This is a genomic window from Streptomyces sp. 8N114 (assembly GCF_052245835.1).
In the GTDB taxonomy this organism is placed as follows: domain Bacteria; phylum Actinomycetota; class Actinomycetes; order Streptomycetales; family Streptomycetaceae; genus Streptomyces.
The window spans coordinates 98,584-121,494 of sequence record NZ_JBQQBT010000006.1; the positions used below are offsets into that span (position 1 = coordinate 98,584).

The window sequence follows — 22,911 nt, forward strand, 5'->3', positions numbered from 1 at the left end:
CACGGCTGTCACGGCTCGGCCAGCTCCTCCTCGATGCGGCTGCGCAAGGCCACAGCACGCGGATCGGCGTACGTGGCGAAGCCGCTTCGGGCTTCGGTCCAATGGGCACGAGCGGCCCCGGGATCCTCCGGCCGCACGGCGGCGGCAAGGCAGTCGAGCTCCAGGGCACGCTGCCAGGTATCGGAGAGTTCGGCGTGTACAGCGGCGGCCTGCCGATGAAACGCGACGGCCTCGTCATGGCGGCCCATCGCTACATACGTCTGCCCGGTACCCCGCCAGGCGAGCGCTTCCCGACTGCGGTTCTTCAGGCCACGGTGCAACTTGGCGGACCGATGGTACGACGACAGCGCGTCGCCGAGCTGAGCAGTGGAGCGCTGGATATCGCCGAGGGTGAGCAGCCAGAACCCTTCCAGCGTGTGGGATCGCAGATTGAGTGCGATGTCGAGGGCTTCCTCGATCGCGCTCAGTGCCGCTTCGTGCCGGCCCTGCTCCCGGTGAAGTTCGGCGAGGATGTTGAGCGCGTTGCCGACGCTCCGCTGATTGTTCAGAGCCCGATGAGCGCTCAATGCCTGCTGCGCGGCCGTTTCGGCCTCCTGCAGACGACCCGCGTCAAGCCTCGTGCTGGCGATGTTGGACAAGGCCATGGCCACTCTGCGGGGCTCGTCCAACTCGCGGAACTGCGCAGCCGCCCGCTCGAAATGCTCGGCCGCCGGATCGAGCTGACGGCTGTCAAGGTGAATCAGGCCGATGAGATTGTTCGAGCGAGCCTCATCAAAAGGCATCTCTTCAGCACGAGCCAGTTCCAGCGCCCGTTGGTGACAGTCCAGACCTTCCTCAAGTCGATGACACTGCCGATACGCCATGCCGAGATTGTTGAGCAGCCGGATCCGGGCAGCCGACTCGTCCCCTCGTTCAGCAGCCGCCAGACCGGCGCGTCCGGCCTCGAGCCAGTCGAGAACCGACGATGACGGCGAGCGAGCGTTCCACAGCACCTCGGCCAACTGCCATGCGAGGCCGTCGAATCCGGCGGACAGCGCAGTCGCCGCAAGACTGGTGAGGGTCGTATGTTCGCGGTCCGCCCAATCCACCGCCGCGTCGTAATCGGAAAAGTTGAGGGGCGGCACAGTGCCCGTCGGTTCGGTCAGCGAGAGTCGAGGCCCGTACCCGCGACCACATGAACGGAGACAACCAGCCGGTCGCCGCTACGGTCGGTCAGGATTGCCTCGAGCTGGCGCAGCTCGTCGGTGCGGTTGACGAAAGCGTGAACGTCGGCGGGAAGCTGCCGCGGGGTGGGACCCGTCCGTTCCTGTTCCCGCCCCTGGTGGAAGTGAATGCCACCTGCGACATTCCCAGCCTGCACCACATCGCGGGAAGCCCCTGAAAGGTCGTTCCGAGAATCCTGTGAACGCCCGTCACCGTCTCCGGACACGCTGATGTTCCGCTTCTCTCAAGCCGCCGGGGGCGGTGGCAGGTGCGCCACCACGCGCTCGAAGTACGACTGGATGTCCTCAGCCACCGCGTAAGCCTCCTTCACAAAGGCCACCCAGGGCTTCACCACATCGGGATCGGTGAAGCGGCGCGCCCTCTCGAAGGCTCCCTTCTCGGTATAGAGAATTTCGTACAGGGTTTTGCCGTCCAACACGACGATCTCCGGCAGCAGACCGTCCGTCTCGGCTGTGGCGACTTCCTTGGCGTGCAGCACACGGCATTGATGTCCCGCCTCCGCGCGCATGTGCAGCCAGTTCAGTTCCCACTGCATGTACGGCGTCAGCGGCTCCTCCACCACACGCAGGCGGCGGAAGGGAGAAGAGCGCCTTCTGTCGTCCTCAGCCGTCCTCCGTGCTTCGTCGAGGCGTGCCTCGAACAGCCGAAGTGCCTCTTGCCAGTCACCCCGGCGAAGAGCGTCCCGGGTAGGACTGTCCTGCTCTTCGAAGTGCTGGCGTCGTTCCAGCTTCCAGGACTCGCCGTTACGGATGGCCTTACGCCGCGCACGGAAGTCACTGACGTATGGGTCGTCGTCCAGAAGTTCACCTTGCTCCGACGGGAGAGACGGAGCACGAAGATCAAGCATCAGGAATGTCTGCCTTTGCTGCGCTGAGCATGTTGCCGGGAATCACGACCAGCCGCTCATCGGAACCGAGGGATACACCCTTCGGCAAGCGGGGGCCGTAGTCGTCAGTGAGATCTCGGCCTATGACGGCGATATCGCCGTTGTCCAGCTGCCAGATGTCCGGGCACTTATCGTCACCATCCGTATTCCCCAGCTCCGCTGCCGACTTCCCCAGTCGCCGTAGGAATAACGCGGACGGGTCGGCTTCCCAGAGATGGGCCATGGCTGCCTCCAGTCATTGTCACGTGACGGACTTCACGGTACCGGAAGTGTTTAAGCGTGTGCAGTCCGTGTTCAGCCAGCCAGCTTGACTTGAAGCCTGGTTCAACTTCTACGGTCGGTCCCGCCGCACCAGCTCGACGAGCCAAGAGAGACAGAGGGACCGGCCATGGAGTACTCGCACAGCGACGCCGAACTCATTCAGCAGCCCATCGGTTACTGGAGTTGGGCGGCCTACAACGCCGTCGTCACCCGCACCCGGGCAGCCCTCGCCGGGATCGGCACCACCCAGCCGCAGTGGTGGGTCCTCGCGCAGGTCGCACGCGCCGATGTCGTCAAGACCCGCGACGAGGTGTCCCGCCTCCTGCGGAACTACCTCGACACGGGGCCTGAAGCCATGGAGTCCGAGATCGACCGGACCATCGCCCAAGGGTGGATCACCGAGCACTCCGAGGGACGCCTGGACATCACAGCCGAGGGCAGGGCGTTCTACGACAAGGCCGCAGCGCTCCAGGACGAACTATGGGCGGAACGGCACGCGGACATCTCCGACGCGGAGTACCTGACCACGCTGAAGGTGCTCCAGCGCTTCATCCACAACACGGGCGGCAGTGCCTGGCACCACTAGGCAGTGTTTGAGAAGTGGTTACAAAGCCTGACGTATAAGGGTGAGTTGGACGGTGGCTCCAGCCGCACCCACTGTTCGCCCGTCAGATCGCCACGAGCGAGCCATTCCAAAATCGTTTCAGATCTTGATCAACGCTTCGGCACCCGTCCTAGCCCTAGGTCGAGTTGCTGTGCAGCTTGCGCCGTTCCCGGCGGTTGGGGTGGCGAATGACCACTCCTCCCGTGCCGCCGGACCCAATGAGCCGGATCAGCGGAGTTCCCGGGAGCCGGTCGGAAGTGGTCTCGTCCTTCAGGCCGCCGACGCCGGGATCCATGCCGCTGGTGTCTGCAGCCCAGGCGTCGGGGATGACGATCGTGACACCAGATGTCTCCCCGTACGCCTCCACTGCGACCTCCGTGAGGCGGCACTCAACCCGGGTGAAGTCAACCTTCACACCCCCCACGCCTCCGTGAGCGATCACGTGCCCGGGAACCTCCCAGCGCCCGGGGCCCCGAGACGCGCCAAGCATGCCGCCCTTGAGGACCAGCGGCAGCTGGCTCGCAGAGGAATGCAGCTTCGGCAAGTCGGCGGTCAGGACGGCCAACTCGGCGTGAGTCTTGGACTTCAGCGCCTGCTCCAGGCGTGAATCCAGTTCATCGAGATCGATTCGCCCCTCGGCTGCCGCATCGCGCAGTTGCTCCACCACTGCTTCCCGGTCATCGTGAGAGGCACGGAGCTCTCCTGATGGGGCAGGGCGCAGAGAGGGCTTCGGAGGTTGGGCGGTCATGGCCGCAAGGATAGACAGTCAGCGGAACGGGCGGACTGGAACTGCACGTCTCAAACACTGCCTAGTGCTGTGATCGCCGCGCGTGGCGGATCTTCAACCGTCCGAACCCCATGGCCCCGGAGATCCGGATCCTCGGCCCACCGACGTGGGAGCGCTGCGGGGGCTTGTAGAGCGAGTCCTTCCACCCGGTGTGCAGATCTTCGAGGTCGACGGTCGCGTCGCGCGGCACGGTGATCTTCGCCCTGCCGGTGCCGAGTTGCAACTCGATGTCGACTACCGGATGCTCGATGACCGCCCGGGAAAGGTCCAGATCCACGCTTCCGAGTGCAGACGCGACCTTGAGGATCCGAGGTACCCGCCATGCGCCGCGCCGCCGGATCCGTCCGCCGGCGGCGGCAATCGTGGACGTGGTGCCCCCATTCCCCTCCGGGAGCGAGGCCAGAGGCGCCACGAGCTCGCTGCGTGTCTTGGCGGTGAGCACCTGGTGGAGGCGTTCCTCCAACTCCTCGTGAGAGATGTGCCCTTCGGCGTACGCCTCCTGCAGGCGCTGCACGGCCGTGTCGCGGTCGTCTTCGCCGATCGGCGACGGCGGGTCTTCCGGCAGAGAGGTCACCGTCCAACTCTAGTGCCGTGCCGACGGTGCGAACACGCCAAGGCCCGTAGTGAGCAAGGCAATGCGGTCGAAGCACCAGCCATGACGGGAGGGCCCGGGGCCTGCCCTCGCGCTCGGAGGTTGAGAAGATCCCGGGCATGGAATTCAACAACCCCGCCGATGTGCACCGCATATGCGTCGAACGGCTCGGCGAGCGGGCCGGTCGGCAGTTCGCGGCCATGGCCCGCCGCGGCTTCCGGCTCGACCGTCCGACGGACGAAACCCCCGCCACCGGCCGGTGCCGGCTCGGCGGCCCTGCCCTGCTCGAACCGGGCACCCCCTGGCCCGAGCTCGACGGCTACCCGCTGTCCCTCCACGCCGTACTCGACACCGACGCGCTCGCCCCCTGGCTCGGCGATGAACTGCCCACGCGGCCGGGCCTGCTCAACTTTTTCTATCTCGACCCGGATGTGCCGTACGAGGAGTACCGGAAGCTGGACGCCGACGCACCCGAGGCGTGCCGCGTGGTCCCCGCAGATCCCGCGTGCGCGGTTGAGACCCCCGCACCCGCCCCCGCAAGGAGCTATCCACTCGCCCCGGTTCACGCGGCCGGGGTGACCATGCTCCCGGACTGCTGGGACCTCGAGGACGACGACATCGCGTTCGACAGGGACGAGCACTGGGGCGCGCCGTCGCTCATCCTCGACAAGCTGCACGACCTCGACGGGAACACCTCCGGCAGCCACTGTGCCTTCGGCTGGCCCGACACCTCGTACGCGATCTACGTCACCGAACGGGACGCCGACGGCCCGGAAATCCATCTGCTCCAGCTCGCGGCGGACGGGGACCTTGGGTGGGGGTGGGGCGACGCCGGGACCATGTACTTCATGATCCCGGCCAACGCCTTCGCGGCGGGCGACTTCAGCCAGGCCGTGGCGAGGATCCGCTGTTGCTGAGCCGCTTCTGGTAAGGGGGTGCCCCTGTCCGACATCCGCAGGCTGCGGGTCCGTTGTGGCTGGTCGCGCAGTTCCCCGCGCCCCTTCGGGGCCCTAGTGGGCCTGCTTCACCTCGGCGATGAACGTCGCCCAGGCCGGAGTTGAGAACTTCAGCGGTGTGCGGGTGGTGTCCTTGCTGTCACGTACCGGGACGACGCCGGGGAAGCCGTCCGCCACTTCGACGCAGTTGCCGCCGTCCGGATCGCTGTAGCTGCTTGCGCGCCAGCGCGCGCCGCTCAGATCCACCATGGTTGTAGCCTTCCGCTGCGTTGGCGATCATCCGCGCGGACATCGGCTCGGGAAGCGAGGCCGCACGCAACTGATCGTAGACATGATTGAACCTCTCCACGTCGTCCGGTTCTTCAAACAATTGTCCGTGCCCGGCGCCCTCTGCGTACGCCACTTCGGACCCGTCCCGCATGGTCAGCAAGGTGAGCGACCCGCCCTGCATCGGGTGGGCCCCCGACATGAACGGGAGCACCTGGATCGGCTGGCGATCGCACGCCCTGCGCACCCGGTCCAGTTGCTCGTGCATCGTCTTGTCGCCGCCTACCCGACGGGCGAGCACTGCCTCATCCAGCACCGCACAGTGTGTGGGGGCGTCCGGTCCCTTGAGCCGATCCTGTCGCGCCATTCGGAGTGCGATGCGGTCTTCGAGCATCTGAGGGCTCGTCACCGTACGACCGCGCCGCAGCACCTCCCGCGCGTACGCCTCCGTCTGAAGAAGACCCGGCACAGCTTGCGAGGCGTACTCCCGGATGACCACCGCCTTGGCCGCAAGCTCCATAAACCGCCTCGCCCAGTCCGGGAAGCTCTCCCGATACACATGCGGCCACAAGTCGTTCAGCAATCCATTGGCGCCGACCATCGCGTCGATGGATTGCGTCAGCTCCGCCGTCGGGCGGGCTCCCGACGCGCACTCCAACTGCGCGACCCGCCCCGGGCTGACGTAGACCTTGCGGGCCAGCTCCTTCTGGGTCCAGCCGCATTGTTCGCGGAGGCGCTTGAGGTGGACGCCGTAGAGGGCCGCCATGCTCGATGACGGGTCCAGTTGACTCTTGGCCATGGGCTCACCCCGGCTGGCTACTAGGCAACGTGTAAAGCTCTCAGTGCTGTTGAGGCTACTTCCCGTCACGCAAGCTTGTTGCCGGTAACCAGCAATTCCAGCAAGAGGGACATTCATGGAGCAGCCTCGTCCATGCCAGGACTGTGAGTGGTTCCGCACGATGATCAATCGGGCGGAGGGGGATCCGGAACCCCGGGCCGATCTGGAGGCGCTGTTCGGCGCGCATCTGCGCCGCAAGCACAGCGACGAAGAGCGCCGACCGGGGAGCGCGTGACCGTGTGGGCCGAGGGCGACAGGGTGCGGGACGCGAAGACCGGGAAGCCGGGGACGGTGGTGCAGGTGACCGGCCCGGCGCCGTTCCTCTACCGGGTGTTGGTGGAGGGCGACAGGGCAGGCGGGGCACCCGTAATGATCTACAGGTACGGTCACCAGTTGCGGCGCGTGCCCGGATACGAACGCAGCGAGCAGGGATCCGCGTAATTCGGGAGCAACTCCCGGCGTCAGGACCGCTGCTGGCGTTTGGGGCCGACCGCCTGGGCGAGGTCGTCCAGCGCGTCGGTGAGGAGTTCGGCGGTGCGGAGGGCGACGGGGGGCGGGTACTCGGCCTGTTCCCACCAGCGGGCCAGAGCCTCGTGAACGGCGGTCCACTCCAGCGGCTCGCTCTGCTGGACGGCGGTCACAGCGGTGGAGACGTCGGAGGCGAGGGCCGCGGAGAAGTCCGCGGCGGCGCTGTCGGGCCGGAAGCTGGGGTGGGGGCCGGGCAGGTGGGCTTCCAGCAGCATGCAGGCGCGGCCCATGGTGACCAGCGCGGACTGCGCTTCGCCGGCGGAGCGGCGGGAGAGCCGGCCGTGGTGGCGGACCGGTTCGACTTCGGCGCGGCTGAGGGTCTGCTCCCAGTTCTGCCGCGCCGCGCGGGTGTCGAGCAGGGCTTCGCGTACCTGGCGGGGGGCGTGTGCGGCGGGCCGCGCGAAGGCGTCCAGCACGGCGATGGCGTACCGTCCGGTCGCCTCCAGCCAGTCGGCGAGCCGGTCGCGCAGCAGCGGGGTCTCCCAGGCGGGGAAGAGTGCGTAGCTGAGCATGGCGAGTACCCCGCCGAGCGCGGTCAGTCCGGCGCGCTCGTAGGCGGTCTGGTACCAGTCGGCGCCCAGTATGCCGAGCAGGAAGATCACGTACGCGCCGATGCAGACGGAGGCGACGACGTACCCGGTGTCCAGCAGGAGATACATCAGGCCCACGCTCAACACGGCCAGCGCGGCGCTCAGATACGGCCCGGGGCCCGCCAGCGCCATCACCGTTCCTGCGACGGCGACGCCGACCAGGGTGCCGACGGCCCGGCCGACGCCTCGCTCGTACGTACGGGAGAAGTCGGGCCGCAGCACCATGACGGCGGTCAGCGGCACCCAGTAGCCGTGTGCGGGCGGCAGGGCCCTGCCGATCAGATAGCCGAGGGAGACGACGACGCTGACCCGCAGCGCGTGCCGCAGGATCGGCGACTTCCAGTGGAGTTCGCGGCGCAGGGCGCGGAGTGCGACCGGTACCAGGCCGGCGAGGGTGGGCATGTGCAGATGGCGTTCGCGGGCAAGCGCGTGCCCCGCGGCGGGGGTGTGCTTGCCGCCGGCCGCCTTGTGGCGGGCGCGTTCGGCCGCTTGGGCCGCGGCCTCCTCGGCGGCGACCTCCTCCGGGTCGGGGCCGTAGGGGCCGTCCAGGCTGGCGTCGACCACCGGTGACTGGTCGGGGAAGCCGCGGCGACGGCCCTCACGGTCGGCCACATGCCAGGTCACCCGTGCCAACACCCCGCCCCTGGTGACCTCGACGGGTTCCTGCGCGGCTTCCACGGCGTCGTCGGTGAGGGCGATGAGGCGCAGCGCCGCACGCCGTGCGGGGCCGCTCAGCACGGGGCCGCTCTCGGGTACCTGCAGTACGTCCAGCGCCTGGTCGGGCAGCCGGACGCGTTCGCCGCGCCGGATGGCACGCGCGGTGGCGTCCAGCACGGTCGCGGCGGCGGCCAGCAACTCGCGCACCCGGTCGCGTTCCGGCCCCACCATGGGCGCCCCGCCCACCACGGGGTCGGCGAGGGAGGCCAGCACCGGGCGGAAGCGCTCGGCCATCGCGCGGTAACCGTGCAACTGACGGGGCCTGCGGCGGGCCTGACGCGGGGTGACGGCGGCAGCGCTGCGGGCCTCGATCAGCGGTTCGGGATCGAAGGGCGCCATCGGGTCGTGCCGCAGCCGCCGCGCGTAGTCCGCGACCCCGGCCAGCGCGTCCGCGAGCGTGTCGCGGCGCTCGCCCCACGGCCGTACGGGGAACAGCACGATCAGTCCGGCCTGTACGACGCCGCCGGCGGCGATCAGCGCGGCGTGGCCGAGCGCGCCCAGACTGCTGGTGGGCAGGTGGACGGTGATGAGCATGACGGCGATGTTGAACGCCGCCACCACGCCGGAGGTGGGGCCCACCCCCCACGCCATCCCCGCCAGGAACGCCCAGAGCGCGAGAAGCAGTACGAACGCCCATGGTCGGCCGACGAGCAGGTAGCCGAGGAAGGTGGAGATCGCCAGCCCCGTCGACGCCGCCAGCGCCAGCACGGGCCGGGGCCGCCAGCTGCGCTGGAAGGTCGCGATACCGGAGGCGAACGCGCCGAACGCGCTGGAGACCGCCAGTTGCGGGGTCCCGATCAGCAGTGCCAGTCCGACCACCAGGCCGACCCCGCACGCGCCACGCAACGCGGTCAGCGGCGTGAGCGAGGCCCGCTCCACGCTGATCCCGGAGCGCGCGGTGTCCTTCAGCGCCCGGAGCCAGGGCAATGGTGCGGCGAGCATGCCGCGAGCCTATCGAAACCGAACGTTTCGGTTTCGGCCGCAGCTTTGGCGCCGACGTGCCGCACCCACCCCTGTCGCCGTGGCGGAAAGGGGTGGGTGGGAAGAGGAGCCGGCTTCAGTGGTTGCTGGGGAAGCCCAGGTTGATGCCTGCCGCGTCGGCGGGGTCGGGCCAGCGGGTGGTGATGACCTTGCCGCGGGTGTAGAACTGCACGCCGTCGTTGCCGTAGATGTGCAGATCGCCGAAGAGGCTCTGCTTCCAGCCGCCGAAGGAGTGGTAGCCGACCGGCACCGGGATGGGGACGTTGACGCCGACCATTCCGGCTTCGACCTCCAGCTGGAAGCGCCGGGCAGCACCGCCGTCCCGGGTGAAAATGGCGGTGCCGTTGCCCCACTTGCTGGAGTTGATCAGGGCGATGCCCCCGTCGTACGTCTCGGCGCGTACGACGCACAGCACGGGGCCGAAGATTTCGTCGTCGTAGGCGGCCATGCCGGGCTTGACCTTGTCGAGGAGTGAGACGCCGAGGAAGAAGCCGTCCTCGTGGCCCTCCACGGAGAACCCGGTGCCGTCGACCACGACCTCGGCGCCCTGCGCGGCGGCGCCGCTCACGTACGAGGCGACCTTGTCGCGGTGCTCCCTCGTGATCAGCGGGCCCATCTCGCTGGCCGGGTCGTCGCCGGGGCCGATCCGCAGCTTGCCGGCCCGCTCGGCGATCTTGGCGACGAGTTCGTCACCGATGTCGCCGACCGCGACCACCACGGAGACGGCCATACAGCGCTCACCGGCGGAGCCGTACGCCGCGTTGATGGCGTTGTCGGCGGCGTGGTCGAGATCCGCGTCGGGCAGCACCATCATGTGGTTCTTGGCGCCGCCCAGCGCCTGCACCCGCTTGCCGTTCGCGGTGGCCTCCGCCTGGATGTGCCGGGCGATGGGCGTGGAGCCGACGAAGGAGACGGCTGCCACGTCCGGGTGGGCCAGCAGCCGGTCGACGGCCACCTTGTCACCGTTGACGACGTTGAGGACGCCCTCGGGCAGCCCCGCCTCGGCAGCGAGTTCGGCGAGCCGGTAGGAGGCCGAGGGGTCCTTCTCGCTCGGCTTGAGGACGAAGGTGTTACCGCAGGCGACGGCCAGCGGGAACATCCACATCGGCACCATCGCGGGGAAGTTGAACGGGGTGATGCCCGCCACCACGCCGACCGGCTGCCGGATGGAGGAGACGTCCACCCGGGTGGAGACCTGGGTGGACAGCTCGCCCTTGAGCTTCTCCGGGATGCCGCAGGCCAGCTCCAGGATCTCCATCCCGCGCGCGACCTCGCCGAGCGCGTCGGAGTGCACCTTGCCGTGCTCGGCGGTGATCAGCTCGGCGATCTCGTCCCGCCGCGCGTCCAGCAGTTCGCGGTACTTGAACAGGAACGCGGTGCGCGTGGCCAGCGAGGACTGCGACCACTCGGAGTAGGCCGCCTTGGCGGCGGCGACCGCCGCGTCCACCTCCTCAGCCGAGGCGAGGGAGACCTGGGTGGGCTGGGCTCCGGTGGCCGGGTCGTAGACGGGTCCGAAGTTGCCGGAGGTGGACTCCACCGGCTTGTTGCCGATCCAGTGGCCGAGGGTCTTCATGAGGACGGGACCTTTCTTGGTACGTGACACGGGTTGTACGACGAGGGGTTGTGAGTCGGCGCTGAGGACTTACAAGTGCCGCCGCTGCTGGGCGCGTTGCCGCTCGTACTCCTCGCGGGCCCGGCGCGCTGCCGGGCGCTGCGAGGTCTCGGCGACGGCCACGTCCCACCACGCCTGCGGCCCGGGCGCCGGAACCTCCGGGTCCGGATCGGTCTCGACGTAGACACAGCTGGGCCGCTCGGAGGCGCGTGCCGCGGCCAGCGCCTCGCGGAGCTGGTCACAGGTGGCGGCCCGGTGCACCTCCATGCCGAGTGAGGCGGCGTTGGCGGCCAGGTCGACGGGGAGCGGGTCACCGGTGTAGCCGCCGTCTGCGTCGCGGAACCGGTAGGCGGTGCCGAAGCGTTCGCCGCCGGTCACCTCGGACAGCCCGCCGATGGAGGCGTAGCCGTGGTTCTGTACGAGGACGACGTTGATGTTGACGCCCTCCTGCACCGCGGTGACGATCTCGGTGGGCAGCATCAGATACGTACCGTCGCCCACCAGCGCCCACACCGGGCGGTCCGGTGCCGCCAGCCGTACGCCGATGGCGGCCGGGATCTCGTACCCCATGCACGAGTAGCCGTACTCGACGTGGTACTGCCGCGGGGAGCGGGCGCGCCACAGTTTGTGCAGGTCGCCGGGCATGGACCCGGCGGCGTTGATGACCACGTCCTCGTCCCCGACGACGGAGTCGAGCGCGCCGAGCACCTGGGTCTGCGAGGGGCGGGCCTTCTCGTCCAGCGGGTGCGGGGCGAACGCCTCGGCAACGGTGCGCTCCCACGCCTGCTTGCCGCGCCCGTACTCGGCCTCGTAGTCCGGCGAGACCCGGTGCCCGCGCAATGCACCGGCCAGCGCCTCCAGTGCGGCCCGCGCGTCGGCGACGACGGCGAGGGCGCCGAGCTTGTGCCCGTCGAAGGAGGCGATGTTGAGGTTGAGGAAGCGGGCCGTGGACGGGAAGAGGGTGCCGGAAGCCGTGGTGAAGTCGGTGAAGCGGGTGCCGACGCCGATCACCAGGTCGGCGGAGCGGGCCAGATCGTCGGCCACGGCGGTGCCGGTGTGGCCGATGCCGCCCACGTCGCAGGGGTGGTCGTACCGCAGCGAGCCCTTGCCCGCCTGGGTGGAGGCCACCGGGATGCCGGTCACATCGGCGAAGGCCCGCAGCGCTTCCTCGGCCTCGCTGTGGTGGACGCCGCCGCCCGCCACCAGCAGCGGACGCCGCGCGGCCCGTACCGCTTCCGCGGCCTGGGCCAGCACCTCCGATTCGGGAACCGGCCGCGCCACCCGCCAGACCCGCTCGGCGAAGAACTCCTCGGGCCAGTCGTACGCCTCGGTCTGCACGTCCTGCGGCAGCGCCAGGGTGACGGCGCCGGTCTCGACGGGGTCGGTGAGCACCCGCATGGCCTGGAGCGCGGCGGGGATCAGCGCTTCCGGCCGCAGTACCCGGTCGAAGTAACGGGAGACGGGCCGCAGCGCGTCGTTGACGGAGATGTCGCCCGCGTACGGCACTTCCAGCTGCTGGAGCACCGGGTCGGGGATGCGGCCGGCGAAGATGTCGCCGGGCAGCAGCAGGACGGGCAGCCGGTTGATGGTCGCCAGCGCCGCGCCGGTGGTCAGGTTGGTGGCGCCGGGACCGATGGAGGTGGTGACGGCCTGCGCGGAGAGCCGGTTGTGCTGACGTGCGAAGCCGACGGCCGCGTGCACCATCGCCTGCTCGTTGCGGCCCTGGTGGAAGGGGAGCGGCGCTCCGTTCGACGACCAGCCCTGTCCGCTCTCGACGAGCGCCTGGCCGAGCCCGGCAACGTTGCCGTGCCCGAAGATGCCCCAGCAGGCGTCGATGAACCGGTGCTGCTGCCCGTCGCGTGCGGTGTGCTGCGCGGCGAGGAAGCGCACGAGGGCCTGTGCGACGGTCAGTCTGACGGTCGTCATCGCTCGCCCTCCTCTTCTCGTGAGCCAGCTCGCGCTTCTGCGGATTCCTTCGCCCCGTAGAGCGGAAGCCTTGGATCCATAGGCGTATCGGCCCACGCACCGCGAATCCACGCGTGGTCTGGATGGTCGCAGATCAGCCAGGCGCGATCCACCCCCGGACCCGCCATCACGTTCAGGTAGTACATGTCGTGTCCCGGCGCCGCCATGGAGGGGCCGTGCCAGCCGTCCGGGATCAGCACCGCGTCGCCGCTGCGCACCTCGGCCAGCACATCGGTGCCCCGGCCGTGGCCGCTGGGGGTCACCCGCTGGTAGCCGAGCCCTTCGGTGGAGCGACCGTCGGGGGTGTGGTGCGGGGCGATCTCGTAGTAGTAGATCTCCTCCAGCTCGCTCTCCACCCCCTCGCGGTGCTCGTCGTGTTTGTGCGGCGGATAGGAGGACCAGTTGCCGCCCGGGGTCAGCACTTCGACAGCGATGAGCTTGTCCGCCTCGAAGACGCTTGCAGCGCCGAAATTGTTGACCTGCCGCGAGCACTGCCCGCTGCCGCGCAGCTCAACCGGCACGTCAGCGGCGGCGCCGTAGCGGACCGGCAGCCGCCGCTCGCAGCGCGCGCCGGTGAGCGCGAACCGGCCGCCCGCCGCGCTGCCGAGCGTCACCTCGGCGTCGCGCGGTACGTACGCGAAGTCGCTGACGGCGGTGAAGACGCTCTCCCTGCCGTGCAGTTCGAGGGTCTGCCCCTCGGCCTCGACGGTGCAGCCACCGCTGAGCGGCAGCACGATCCACTCGCTCTCACCGGTCGGGAACGTATGCGACTCCCCAGGGCCCAGCTCCAGCACCCGCAGCGAGGAGTAGCCCCAGCCCGCGCTCTCGGGTCCGATGTCGAGGGCGTACGGGCCCGCTGCGGCGCTGCCCGCGCGCAGATGGAAGTCGGTGGTGGTGCGGGTCATCTCCTCAAGCCCCTTTCAGAGCAGTCCGACGGCGGTGTCCACGGCCGCGCTGACGTCGCCGTCGGCCGGGTAGAGCAGGGAGCGCCCGACGACCAGCCCGCGCACGGTCGGCAGGCTGAGCGCCTTGCGCCACTTCTCATAGGTGCCCTCCTGGTCGCCGTGCACCTCGCCGCCGAGCAGGACGACCGGCAGCGTGGAGGTCTCGCACACCCACGCCATGTCGTCCGGGTCCTCGGTGACCGGCAGCTTGAGCCAGGTGTAGGCGGAGGTGCCGCCCAGCCCGGAGGCTATGGCGACGGAGCGGGCGACGGCGGGCCCGCTCAGCTCGTTGATCACCTTGCCGTCCACCCTCGTACTGAGGAACGGCTCGACGAAGACGGGCAGCCTGCGCGCCGCCATGTCGTCGACGGCGCGGGCTGCGGAGTACAGCGTGCGCAGCGAGCCCGGGTCGTCGTAGTCGATCCGCAGCAGCAGCTTGCCCGCGTCGAAGCGCATCCGCTCGATGTCCTCGGCACGGTGTCCGGTGAAGCGGTCGTCCAGCTCGAACGAGGCACCGGCCAGCCCGCCGCGGTTCATCGAGCCGAGCACCACCTTGCGCTCCAGCGCGCCGAGCAGCAGCAGGTCCTCCAGGATGTCGGCGGTGGCCAGCACCCCGTCGACGCCGGGCCGGGACAGCGCGAGGACCAGCCGTTCGAGCAGTTCGGCGCGGTTGGCCATGGCGAACTCGTCACTGCCGACACCCAGTGCGCCGCGCGCCGGATGGTCGGCGGCGACGATCATCAGCCGCTCGTTCGCGTCCACCAGCGGCCGGCGCACACGCCGCGCCGCCGCCTCGGCGATGGCCTCCGGATGTCGGATCCGTACGGACGCCAGCTCGGAGATGCTGACACTGCTGGGGGTCAAAGTGAGCTCTCTTTCGGGGCGTTGTGGGGGGTGGGCGGGGTGCGGCACAGGGCGACGACGGCCTTCCTCAGGCACGAACGGCCTTCTTCCGGCACGTTGCCGCCGACGGCGCGTGACGGTCAGGCACGCGGGTCAGCCACGCAGCAGGTCCTCCACCTCGGCGGCCGTCGGCATGGCGGAGGAGCAGGCCAGCCGGGAGGCGACGAGCGCGCCCGCCGCGTTGGCGTACCGCATCGCGTACTCCAGGTCCCAGCCGGACAGCAGCCCATGACACAGTGCGCCGCCGAACGCGTCCCCCGCGCCGAGGCCGTTGACGACCTCCACCGGGTGCGGGGGCACCTCGGCCACGGTGCCGTCGGCGTGCACGGCGAGCACTCCCTTGGGCCCCTGCTTGACCACGGCCAGTTCCACTCCGGCCGCCAGCAGGGCCTCGGCGCAGGCATGCGGCTCGCGGGTACCGGTGGCGACCTCGCACTCGGCCAGGTTGCCCACGGCGACGGTGGCGTGGGCGAGGGCTTCCCGGTAGTACGGCCGCGCCGCCTCGGCGGCCTCGGCCTCCTTGCGCTGCCCGTCGGTGCCCGCGCCCCAGAACATCGGCCGCCAGTCCAGGTCGAAGACGGTGGCGACCGCCTCCTCCCGGCCGGGCGCGCGGGTGGCGAGCGCGGCGAGGGTGGCACTGCGGCTGGGCTCCTCGCACAGCCCGGTGCCGGTCATCCAGAAGATATGTGCCGCCGCGACGCCCGCGCGGTCGAGCTCACCGGAGTGGATCTCCAGGTCGGGCGCCTTGGGCTGCCGGTAGAAGTAGAGCGGGAAGTCGTCGGGCGGGAAGATCTCACAGAAGGTCACCGGCGTCGGATACGCGGCCACGCTGGTCACCCAACGGTCGTCGACGCCGAAGTCGCGCAGCGCCTCATGGCAGTAGACACCGAACGGATCGTCACCGGTGCGGGTGATGACCGCCGTGGAGCGGCCGAGCCGGGAGGCGGCGACGGCCACGTTGGTGGCGGAGCCGCCGAGGAACTTGCCGAAGCTCTCCACGTGCTGGAGAGGTACGCCGGTCTGGAGGGGATAGATGTCGACCCCGATGCGGCCCATGGTGACCACCTCGTGCGGCGTGCCCCCGTCGTGCGGCTCGGCCATGGTCCGTCCTCTCTTCCCCGGAATAGGTGCCTGGCACATCGTCCGCCGGGCCGACGGCCACTGTCAATAATTTGTCCTTACATATTGACGTCGCCCCTTGAAGGCGCCCAGCGGAGTTCGGCAGTATGAAGCGTTGTCCTGACAAACTCTTGACCTGGCCCCGGCCGACCGGATTGGCTCTGAGCCATGACTGGCACTTCCGCCCCCTCCCCGTCCACCCCCTCTCCCTCCGTCCCCTCCCTCGACCACATCCGGGTCGGCTCCGCGCCCGACTCCTGGGGCGTGTGGTTCCCGGACGACCCGCAGCAGGTGCCCTGGCAGCGCTTCCTGGACGAGGTGGCGCAGGCGGGCTACAGCTGGATCGAGCTGGGCCCCTACGGCTACCTGCCGACCGATCCGGCGCGCCTCACCGACGAGGTCGAAGCGCGCGCGCTGAAGGTCTCCGCCGGCACCGTCTTCACCTCGCTGCACCGGGGACCGGACGTCTGGGACGAGACCTGGGCGCACGTCTCCAAGGTCGCCGAGCTCACCCGCGCGATGGGCGCCGGGCACCTCGTGGTCATCCCCTCCTTCTGGCGCGACGACAAGACGGCCGAGCTGATCGAACCCGCCGAGCTGACGGTGCAACAGTGGCGCCATCTCGCCCAGGGCACCGAGCGGTTGGCGCGCGGAGTGGGCGAGAAGTACGGGCTGCGCATCGCCGTCCACCCGCACGCGGACACCCATATCGACACCGAGGAACATGTCGTCCGCTTCCTCGACGCGACCGACTCCGACCTGGTCAACCTCTGCCTGGACACCGGGCACTACGCCTACTGCGGCGGCGACAGCGTCGAGTTGATCGAACGGTACGGCGAACGCATCGACTATCTGCACCTCAAGCAGGTGGACCCGGAGATCCTCGCCGACGTCGTCCGCGAGGGGACGCCCTTCGGCCCCGCGGTGCGCCAGGGCGTGATGTGCGAACCGCCCGGCGGCGTACCGGAGTTGGAGCCGGTGCTGGCCGCGGCGCAGAACCTGGGCGTGGATCTGTTCGCCATCGTCGAGCAGGACATGTACCCGTGCCCGCCGGACCAGCCCTTCCCCATCGCGGAGCGGACCCGGCGGTTCCTGCGGAGTTGCGGGGCCTAGCACGACGAACGGCGAGTTGTGGGGTGCAGTACGTCAACCGCGAGCGACAACTGCGTCACCAATGTCACCGTTTCACGGGTTCGGTGTCACAGCCGTCGTACGAGCCCCCGCCGATGCTCACTCTCCGTCGTTCACCAGGCACAGGCTGAGTGATCACCAGCCACCCTGGAGGTGCGAGAGATGGCCGACCGAAAACTTTGGTCGTACAAGGAAATCGCCGCGCACATCAGCGTCCAACCGGACACCGTTCGTTCCTACCGGAAGCATGGCCTGCTACCGGCGCCCGACCTGGTGGAGGGAGGCAGGCCCTACTGGTTCGCCGACACCATTCGCGACTGGGTCACCCGCAGGCCGGGGCACCGCGGGGGCCACTGAGGAAGCCCTGGCCATGACATCCGGAATATCTCCGACCACCGAATCCCCCTGGGGCGGCACCACAGGTGCCGCCCCAGTAAGCATGCCGGGGGCGATCTTTGAGGCGGGCCGCCGCAACGCCCGCCGCCGCAGCTGCCACTGCACCGCGCAGGCGGCAGCCGCCAGCACCGCGGAGGCGCCCGCCCCGATCAGCGCGCCGGACAGCGTCCCGGCCAGCGCCCGTCCGCCCCAGTAGCCGACCCCCACCGAGTAACAGGCCCACAGCAGCTCGGCGATGCCCGAGCCCAACAGGAAGCGCCGGGCCGAATAGCCCACCGTTCCGGTGGCGAGCCCGCCGACGACCCGGCCGCTGGGCAGGAACCGGACGGCGATCACGAACGGCACCCCGTACCGCCGTACATGCTCGGCCGTCCAGTCGAGCGCGGCCTTGCGCCGCGGACCGACCGACAGCCAACTGCGGGTCCGTGGGCCCGTCCGCCGCCCCAGCCAGTACACCAGCGCATCCCCGGCCAGCGCACTGCCCGCCACGGTCAGCAGCACCAGCGGCAGGGGGAGCCGCCCTTCGGCCGCCAGCGCCCCCGCCGCCGCGATCAGCGCGGAGTTGGGCACCAGCGGAGGCAGGGTCGTCAGCCCTACGAGCGCAAGCGTCATCCACAGCGCGCCCTCCACGCCGACCACCTGCCTTCCACCGTGCGCCCACCGTGGACGCCTCACCTGTAAGCCTCAGCTGACAGGTGAAAGACCCGGGGTACAACTACCGTCCGACCATTACGGGGACATCTCAGGGCGGGGTCGAGCGAACCCCTAAGGGCTGCCGGGCAGCGGGTTCGGCGAGCAAAGCAGAGCTTGGCACATACCCTGAGGGGGTATAACGTTAGCCTCGCGCACACCACCCGGGGCACCCCGCACCGGGTCCCGTTCGTGCGGTTCCAGCGAGAGTTGAGGAGTAGGCCATGAGCACCGTCACGACCACCTACAAGGTTTCCGGAATGACCTGCGGCCACTGCGAGGGCGCGGTCTCCGAGGAGATTTCCCGGATCGAGGGCGTCTCGGCGGTAAAGGCCGTGGCCGACTCCGGAGAGGTCACCGTCACCTCCTCCGGCGAACTGGACGAAGCCGCCGTACGCGATGCCGTGGACGAGGCGGGGTACGAATTGGTTGGCCGCGCCTGAGGGCCCCGCCATCGAGGGGCACCCCCTCTATTGTCGCCCCGCCCCCTTCTTTCCGCCGCTGGGCACCTTCCGGCCGGAGGCTGGGGGAGGGGCCCGGCCACAACGGACGTGACCGGCGGTGCCTAACCCACCAGTTGCGGTGGGTTCGGCACCGCCGGTCACGTTCGCCTCACGTCTCGCCGTCGCGGCGGGAAGAAGGAAGCTCACCGTTGCGCGGGAATGGGTGGGCTCACTCACCAGTCGCGGCGGAGGCGAGAGGGGGCACCCCGCAGCGGCAAAGGCCGTCGCGCCCAGCGACTCGCGCCCAGCGAAAAGCGCCCCGCCGGCCAGGTCCCCCCACGGGCCCGTCGACGGGGCGCTTCCGATTCCCGGTCACGGATTCCCCCCACGGGATCCTGGCCGGGCGCTTTCCTGGGTGTCCGTGCGAGCGGGAGGGCCGCTCAAAGCTCCCCGTGCACGTTCACCGTTTCTTCACCTCGCGTCCGTCCCCCAAGACGGACGTGAAGCAGGGCGAAGGCTCCGCCGGGAGGCCGACGCCACCCGGTTAGACCCACGAACCCCGCCTATGGTTACCCCCCAATTTCTGTGACCTACGTCTCGTCGTCAATCCGCACAAATGGAAGATCCCGGTCCGCTCCGGACCGGGATCTTCCATTTGTGCTGGTGCGGGGGCGTCGGCCTACTCGGAAGCGCCGGCCGATTTACCCCGAAAGGGCGTCAGGGTCAGCGAGCCTCGACGGGGACGTAGTCCCGCTGGACGATGCCCGTGTAGATCTGCCGCGGACGGCCGATACGCGAGTTCGGCTCCTTGATCATCTCGTGCCACTGGGCAATCCAGCCCGGCAGCCGGCCGAGCGCGAACAGCACGGTGAACATGCTGGTCGGGAAGCCCATCGCGCGGTAGATCAGGCCGGTGTAGAAGTCCACGTTCGGGTAGAGCTTGCGCTCCACGAAGTAGTCGTCGGACAGCGCGTGCTCCTCGAGGCGGAGCGCGATGTCCAGCAGCTCGTCGCTCTTGCCGAGGGCCGAGAGCACATCGTGGGCCGCCGCCTTGATGATCTTCGCCCGGGGGTCGAAGTTCTTGTAGACGCGGTGGCCGAAGCCCATGAGCTTGACGCCGTCTTCCTTGTTCTTCACCTTGCGGATGAAGCTGTCGACGTCACTGCCCGAGGCCTGGATGCCCTGGAGCATCTCCAGCACGCTCTGGTTGGCGCCACCGTGCAGGGGGCCCCAGAGCGCGTTGATGCCGGCGGAGATCGAGGCGAACATGTTCGCCTGGGAGGAGCCGACGAGGCGCACCGTCGAGGTCGAACAGTTCTGCTCGTGGTCCGCGTGCAGGATCAGCAGCTTGTCGAGAGCGCTGACCACGACCGGGTCCAGGTCGTACTCCTGCGCCGGGACCGAGAAGGTCATCCGCAGGAAGTTCTCCACATAGCCGAGGTCGTTGCTCGGGTAGACGAACGGGTGACCGATCGCCTTCTTGTAGGCGTACGCGGCGATCGTCGGCAGCTTGGCCAGCAGCCTTATTGTCGACAGGTTCCGCTGCTCTTCGTCGAACGGGTTGTGGCTGTCCTGGTAGAAGGTCGACAGCGCACTGACCACGGAGGAGAGCATCGCCATTGGGTGGGCGTCACGAGGGAAGCCGTCGTAGAACCGTTTGACGTCCTCGTGCAGCAGGGTGTGCTGCGTGATCTCGTTCTTGAACGCGCTCAGTTCGTCGACGGTGGGCAGCTCGCCGTTGATGAGCAGATACGCGGTCTCCAGGAAGGAACCGCGCTCGGCGAGCTGCTCGATCGGATAGCCGCGGTAGCGCAGGATGCCCTGCTCACCGTCGAGGTAGGTGATGGCGGATTTGTAGGCGGCGGTGTTGCCGTATCCCGAGTCCAGGGTCACCAGACCGGTCTGGGCACGCAGCTTGCCGATGTCGAAGCCACGGTCGCCAACCGTGCTGTCGACGACCGGATAGCTGTACTCGCCGTCCCCGTAGCGGAGTACTACGGAGTTGTCGCTGTCGCGGTGTTCGCTCACGTCATCCCTCACCGACGTAGTGCCTCTTCTTCGAGGTGCCCTGACTTCTTCCACTCTCCCTTATCCAGCGCCGTGCGGTGCACTGGGGGTCAGCCAGAGGACTCCATGGTGGCACGCAGTGCCGCCCATCTAGCTATCCTGCACCCTCTTGGCCGTCATGGTCACCCCCTGGCACTCATCCCGCCTCCCGAGATGGCAGCGCGGCGCGCAATCGGTGATCGAGCGCCGTGCAGCGCCGCCCCGCCGAAACCGTGCGGACCGCCTGCCCGAGCGCTCTGCGCGACCCCACCAGCACCACCAGTCGCTTGGCTCTCGTCACCGCTGTGTACAGCAGATTCCGCTGAAGCATCATCCAGGCACTCGTGGTGACGGGGATCACTACCGCCGGGTATTCGCTGCCCTGCGAGCGGTGGATGGTCACCGCGTAGGCGTGGGCGAGCTCGTCCAACTCGTCGAAGTCGTAGCCGACCTCCTCGTCCTCGTCCGTCAGCACGGTGAGCCGGTGGTCGTCGGGGTGCAGCGCGGTGACCACCCCGACCGTGCCGTTGAAGACGCCGTTCGCGCCCTTTTCATAGTTGTTTCTGATCTGGGTGACCTTGTCACCCACCCGGAAAACCCGACCGCCGAACCGCTTTTCGGGCAGCCCCGGGCGGGCCGGGGTGACGGCCTGCTGGAGCAGTCCGTTGAGCGCGCCCGCGCCGGCCGGGCCCCGGTGCATGGGCGCGAGCACCTGCACATCGCGCCGCGGGTCGAGCCCGAACTTCGCCGGGATCCGCCGGGCCACCACATCCACGGTCAGCTGCCCGGCCGCCTCGGTGTCCTCCTCAACGAAGAAGAAGAAATCCTCCAGCCCCTGGGTGAGCGGCTGGGTGCCGGAGTTGATGCGGTGGGCATTGCTGACCACACCCGACTGCTGTGCCTGCCGGAAGACCCGGCGCAGCCGCACCGCGGGCACCGGCCCGTCCTCGGCCAGCAGATCGCGCAGCACCTCCCCGGCGCCCACGGAGGGCAGCTGGTCCACATCCCCGACCAGCAGCAGATGGGCGCCCGGCGGGACGGCCTTGATCAGCTTGTTGGCGAGCAGCAGATCGAGCATGGACGCCTCGTCCACCACCACCAGATCGGCCTCCAGCGGACGCTCCCTGTCGTAGGCCGCGTCGCCGCCCGGCTTCAGCTCCAGCAGCCGGTGGACGGTGGATGCTTCGGCTCCGGTTAGCTCCGCCAGCCGCTTGGCCGCCCGGCCGGTGGGGGCCGCCAGCACCACCCGGGCCCGCTTGGCGCGGGCCAGCTCGACCACCGAGCGCACCGTGAACGACTTGCCGCATCCCGGCCCGCCCGTCAGCACCGCGACCCGGCTGGTGAGCGCCAGCCGCACCGCCTCCTCCTGCTCGGGCGCCAGCCGGGCCCCCGTGCGCTCGGCCAGCCAGCCGAGCGCCTTGTCCCAGTCGACGTCCTGGAACCACGGCAGCCTGTCCTCCGGCGTACGCAGCAGCCGCTTCAGCTGGGCGGCCAGGGCCACCTCGGCGCGATGGAAGGGGATGAGATAGACGGCGGTCTCGGTGCGCTGCGGATCCTCCGGGTCGGGCACCGGTTCGCGTACGACACCGCCCTCCTCGTCCGCCGCCAGCTCGCCGAGACAGTCGATGACCAGGCCCGTGTCCACCTGGAGGAGCTTGACCGCCTCCGAGATGAGCCGCTCCTCGGGGAGATAGCAGTTGCCTTGATCGGACGACTGGGAAAGGGCGTGCCGCAGGCCCGCCTTGACCCGCTCGGGGCTGTCGTGCGGGATGCCGACGGACTGGGCGATGCGGTCGGCCGTCAAGAAACCGATGCCCCACACATCGGCCGCCAGCCGGTAGGGGTTGCTCCGGACCACGGAGATCGACGCGTCGCCGTACTGCTTGTAGATGCGCACGGCGATCGAGGTGGAGACGCCGACGCCTTGCAGGAAGACCATCACCTCCTTGATGGCCTTCTGCTCCTCCCAGGCGGCGGCGATCAGTTTTGTGCGCTTGGGGCCCAGCCCCGGGACCTCGATCAGCCTGTTCGGATCGGCCTCGATGACCTCCAGCGTGTCCACGCCGAAGTGGCTGACGATCCGGTCGGCGATGCGCGGCCCGACGCCCTTGACCAGACCCGAGCCCAGATAGCGGCGGATGCCCTGGATGGTGGCCGGCAGCACCGTGACGTAGTTGTCCACATGGAACTGGCGCCCGTACTGCGGATGGGAGCCCCAGCGGCCCTCCATCCGCAGCGACTCCCCCGCCTGGGCACCCAGCAACGCGCCCACGACCGTGAGCAGTTCGCCACCGCCGCGGCCGGTGTCGACTCGGGCCACGGTGTACCCATTGTCCTCATTGGCGTAGGTGATCCGCTCTAGTACCCCTTCGAGCACGGCAGGCTGGAACGTCATGTCACCGACCGTAGCTTCGAGCGCCGACATCGCGGC

At 69.3% G+C, this 22,911-nt stretch carries 22 protein-coding genes and 1 pseudogene; 7 read left to right on the plus strand and 16 right to left on the minus strand.

The window, feature by feature from the left end; genetic code table 11:
* Positions 1–8 precede the first annotated feature (8 nt).
* Positions 9–1,124: a tetratricopeptide repeat protein gene (locus tag ACTWQF_RS15335; RefSeq protein ID WP_443279937.1), complete on the minus strand. Its 1,116-nt coding sequence runs from the start codon at positions 1,122–1,124 to the stop codon at positions 9–11.
* Between the two features lie 50 nt (positions 1,125–1,174).
* Between ACTWQF_RS15335 and ACTWQF_RS15340 the strand changes: the two genes are divergently transcribed.
* On the plus strand, positions 1,175–1,381 hold the full coding sequence (locus tag ACTWQF_RS15340) for a hypothetical protein (protein ID WP_443279938.1): 207 nt from the start codon (positions 1,175–1,177) through the stop codon (positions 1,379–1,381).
* 66 nt (positions 1,382–1,447) lie between these two features.
* Here ACTWQF_RS15340 and ACTWQF_RS15345 read toward each other — a convergent pair whose 3' ends face one another.
* On the minus strand, positions 1,448–2,071 hold the full coding sequence (locus ACTWQF_RS15345) for a DUF6879 family protein (RefSeq protein WP_443279939.1): 624 nt from the start codon (positions 2,069–2,071) through the stop codon (positions 1,448–1,450).
* Positions 2,064–2,333, minus strand: a complete 270-nt coding sequence (locus ACTWQF_RS15350) for a hypothetical protein (RefSeq protein ID WP_443279940.1) — start codon at positions 2,331–2,333, stop codon at positions 2,064–2,066. Before ACTWQF_RS15350 ends, ACTWQF_RS15345 begins: the two co-directional genes overlap by 8 nt.
* Positions 2,334–2,498: 165 nt before the next feature.
* Here ACTWQF_RS15350 and ACTWQF_RS15355 point away from each other — a divergent pair, with 165 nt between their 5' ends.
* Entirely contained in the window at positions 2,499–2,957 is a 459-nt protein-coding gene (locus ACTWQF_RS15355) for a MarR family winged helix-turn-helix transcriptional regulator (RefSeq protein WP_443279941.1), read from the plus strand.
* Between the two features lie 154 nt (positions 2,958–3,111).
* On the opposite strand, the gene ACTWQF_RS15360 is transcribed toward ACTWQF_RS15355, so the two are convergent.
* Positions 3,112–3,723, minus strand: a complete 612-nt coding sequence (locus tag ACTWQF_RS15360; protein ID WP_443279942.1) for a DUF1707 SHOCT-like domain-containing protein — start codon at positions 3,721–3,723, stop codon at positions 3,112–3,114.
* A gap of 61 nt (positions 3,724–3,784) precedes the next feature.
* Positions 3,785–4,336: a DUF1707 SHOCT-like domain-containing protein gene (locus tag ACTWQF_RS15365; RefSeq protein WP_443279943.1), complete on the minus strand. Its 552-nt coding sequence runs from the start codon at positions 4,334–4,336 to the stop codon at positions 3,785–3,787.
* A 137-nt stretch (positions 4,337–4,473) separates the two neighbouring features.
* Between ACTWQF_RS15365 and ACTWQF_RS15370 the strand changes: the two genes are divergently transcribed.
* On the plus strand, positions 4,474–5,271 hold the full coding sequence (locus ACTWQF_RS15370; RefSeq protein WP_443279944.1) for a DUF1963 domain-containing protein: 798 nt from the start codon (positions 4,474–4,476) through the stop codon (positions 5,269–5,271).
* Positions 5,272–5,364: 93 nt separating this feature from the next.
* Here ACTWQF_RS15370 and ACTWQF_RS15375 read toward each other — a convergent pair whose 3' ends face one another.
* Positions 5,365–5,487 carry a DUF397 domain-containing protein gene (locus tag ACTWQF_RS15375; RefSeq protein ID WP_443279945.1) on the minus strand — a complete coding sequence of 41 codons (123 nt, stop codon included), beginning with the start codon at positions 5,485–5,487 and terminating at the stop codon, positions 5,365–5,367.
* Positions 5,450–6,376 (minus strand): helix-turn-helix domain-containing protein, encoded by a 927-nt coding sequence (locus tag ACTWQF_RS15380; protein WP_443279946.1) that lies wholly within the window; start codon positions 6,374–6,376, stop codon positions 5,450–5,452. The genes ACTWQF_RS15375 and ACTWQF_RS15380 overlap by 38 nt, the downstream gene beginning before the upstream one ends.
* A gap of 270 nt (positions 6,377–6,646) precedes the next feature.
* Here ACTWQF_RS15380 and ACTWQF_RS15385 point away from each other — a divergent pair, with 270 nt between their 5' ends.
* Positions 6,647–6,856, plus strand: a complete 210-nt coding sequence (locus ACTWQF_RS15385) for a hypothetical protein (RefSeq protein WP_443279947.1) — start codon at positions 6,647–6,649, stop codon at positions 6,854–6,856.
* A 20-nt stretch (positions 6,857–6,876) separates the two neighbouring features.
* Here ACTWQF_RS15385 and ACTWQF_RS15390 read toward each other — a convergent pair whose 3' ends face one another.
* The 6 genes from ACTWQF_RS15390 to iolC form a co-directional block, all read right to left on the minus strand.
* The gene (locus ACTWQF_RS15390) at positions 6,877–9,192 is read right to left on the minus strand and encodes an FUSC family protein (RefSeq protein WP_443279948.1); all 2,316 of its coding nucleotides are present in this window, start codon (positions 9,190–9,192) and stop codon (positions 6,877–6,879) included.
* A 115-nt stretch (positions 9,193–9,307) separates the two neighbouring features.
* Positions 9,308–10,804 carry a CoA-acylating methylmalonate-semialdehyde dehydrogenase gene (locus ACTWQF_RS15395; RefSeq protein ID WP_443279949.1) on the minus strand — a complete coding sequence of 499 codons (1,497 nt, stop codon included), beginning with the start codon at positions 10,802–10,804 and terminating at the stop codon, positions 9,308–9,310.
* A gap of 69 nt (positions 10,805–10,873) precedes the next feature.
* Positions 10,874–12,769, minus strand: coding sequence for a 3D-(3,5/4)-trihydroxycyclohexane-1,2-dione acylhydrolase (decyclizing) (iolD, locus tag ACTWQF_RS15400; RefSeq protein WP_443279950.1), 1,896 nt, complete (start codon positions 12,767–12,769; stop codon positions 10,874–10,876).
* Entirely contained in the window at positions 12,766–13,713 is a 948-nt protein-coding gene (gene iolB / locus ACTWQF_RS15405) for a 5-deoxy-glucuronate isomerase (protein ID WP_443279951.1), read from the minus strand. Before iolB ends, iolD begins: the two co-directional genes overlap by 4 nt.
* A gap of 15 nt (positions 13,714–13,728) precedes the next feature.
* Complete coding sequence (locus tag ACTWQF_RS15410) at positions 13,729–14,616, minus strand: Cgl0159 family (beta/alpha)8-fold protein (protein WP_443279952.1); 888 nt, start codon at positions 14,614–14,616, stop codon at positions 13,729–13,731.
* A 132-nt stretch (positions 14,617–14,748) separates the two neighbouring features.
* Complete coding sequence (iolC, locus tag ACTWQF_RS15415) at positions 14,749–15,756, minus strand: 5-dehydro-2-deoxygluconokinase (protein WP_443279953.1); 1,008 nt, start codon at positions 15,754–15,756, stop codon at positions 14,749–14,751.
* A gap of 186 nt (positions 15,757–15,942) precedes the next feature.
* Here iolC and ACTWQF_RS15420 point away from each other — a divergent pair, with 186 nt between their 5' ends.
* Both ACTWQF_RS15420 and ACTWQF_RS15425 read left to right on the plus strand, forming a co-directional pair.
* The gene (locus tag ACTWQF_RS15420) at positions 15,943–16,887 is read left to right on the plus strand and encodes a sugar phosphate isomerase/epimerase family protein (RefSeq protein WP_443279954.1); all 945 of its coding nucleotides are present in this window, start codon (positions 15,943–15,945) and stop codon (positions 16,885–16,887) included.
* Between the two features lie 180 nt (positions 16,888–17,067).
* Positions 17,068–17,262 (plus strand): helix-turn-helix transcriptional regulator, encoded by a 195-nt coding sequence (locus ACTWQF_RS15425; protein WP_443279955.1) that lies wholly within the window; start codon positions 17,068–17,070, stop codon positions 17,260–17,262.
* Between the two features lie 243 nt (positions 17,263–17,505).
* On the opposite strand, the pseudogene ACTWQF_RS15430 reads toward ACTWQF_RS15425, so the two are convergent.
* A pseudogene (locus ACTWQF_RS15430) lies at positions 17,506–17,913 on the minus strand (DedA family protein); the annotation flags it as partial.
* Positions 17,914–18,215: 302 nt separating this feature from the next.
* Here ACTWQF_RS15430 and ACTWQF_RS15435 point away from each other — a divergent pair.
* Entirely contained in the window at positions 18,216–18,434 is a 219-nt protein-coding gene (locus ACTWQF_RS15435) for a heavy-metal-associated domain-containing protein (protein WP_443279956.1), read from the plus strand.
* A gap of 723 nt (positions 18,435–19,157) precedes the next feature.
* Here the strand turns inward: ACTWQF_RS15435 and ACTWQF_RS15440 are convergent.
* Positions 19,158–20,474 (minus strand): citrate synthase, encoded by a 1,317-nt coding sequence (locus tag ACTWQF_RS15440; RefSeq protein ID WP_443279957.1) that lies wholly within the window; start codon positions 20,472–20,474, stop codon positions 19,158–19,160.
* Between the two features lie 163 nt (positions 20,475–20,637).
* Complete coding sequence (gene recD2, locus ACTWQF_RS15445) at positions 20,638–22,875, minus strand: SF1B family DNA helicase RecD2 (RefSeq protein ID WP_443279958.1); 2,238 nt, start codon at positions 22,873–22,875, stop codon at positions 20,638–20,640.
* Positions 22,876–22,911: the final 36 nt, after the last annotated feature.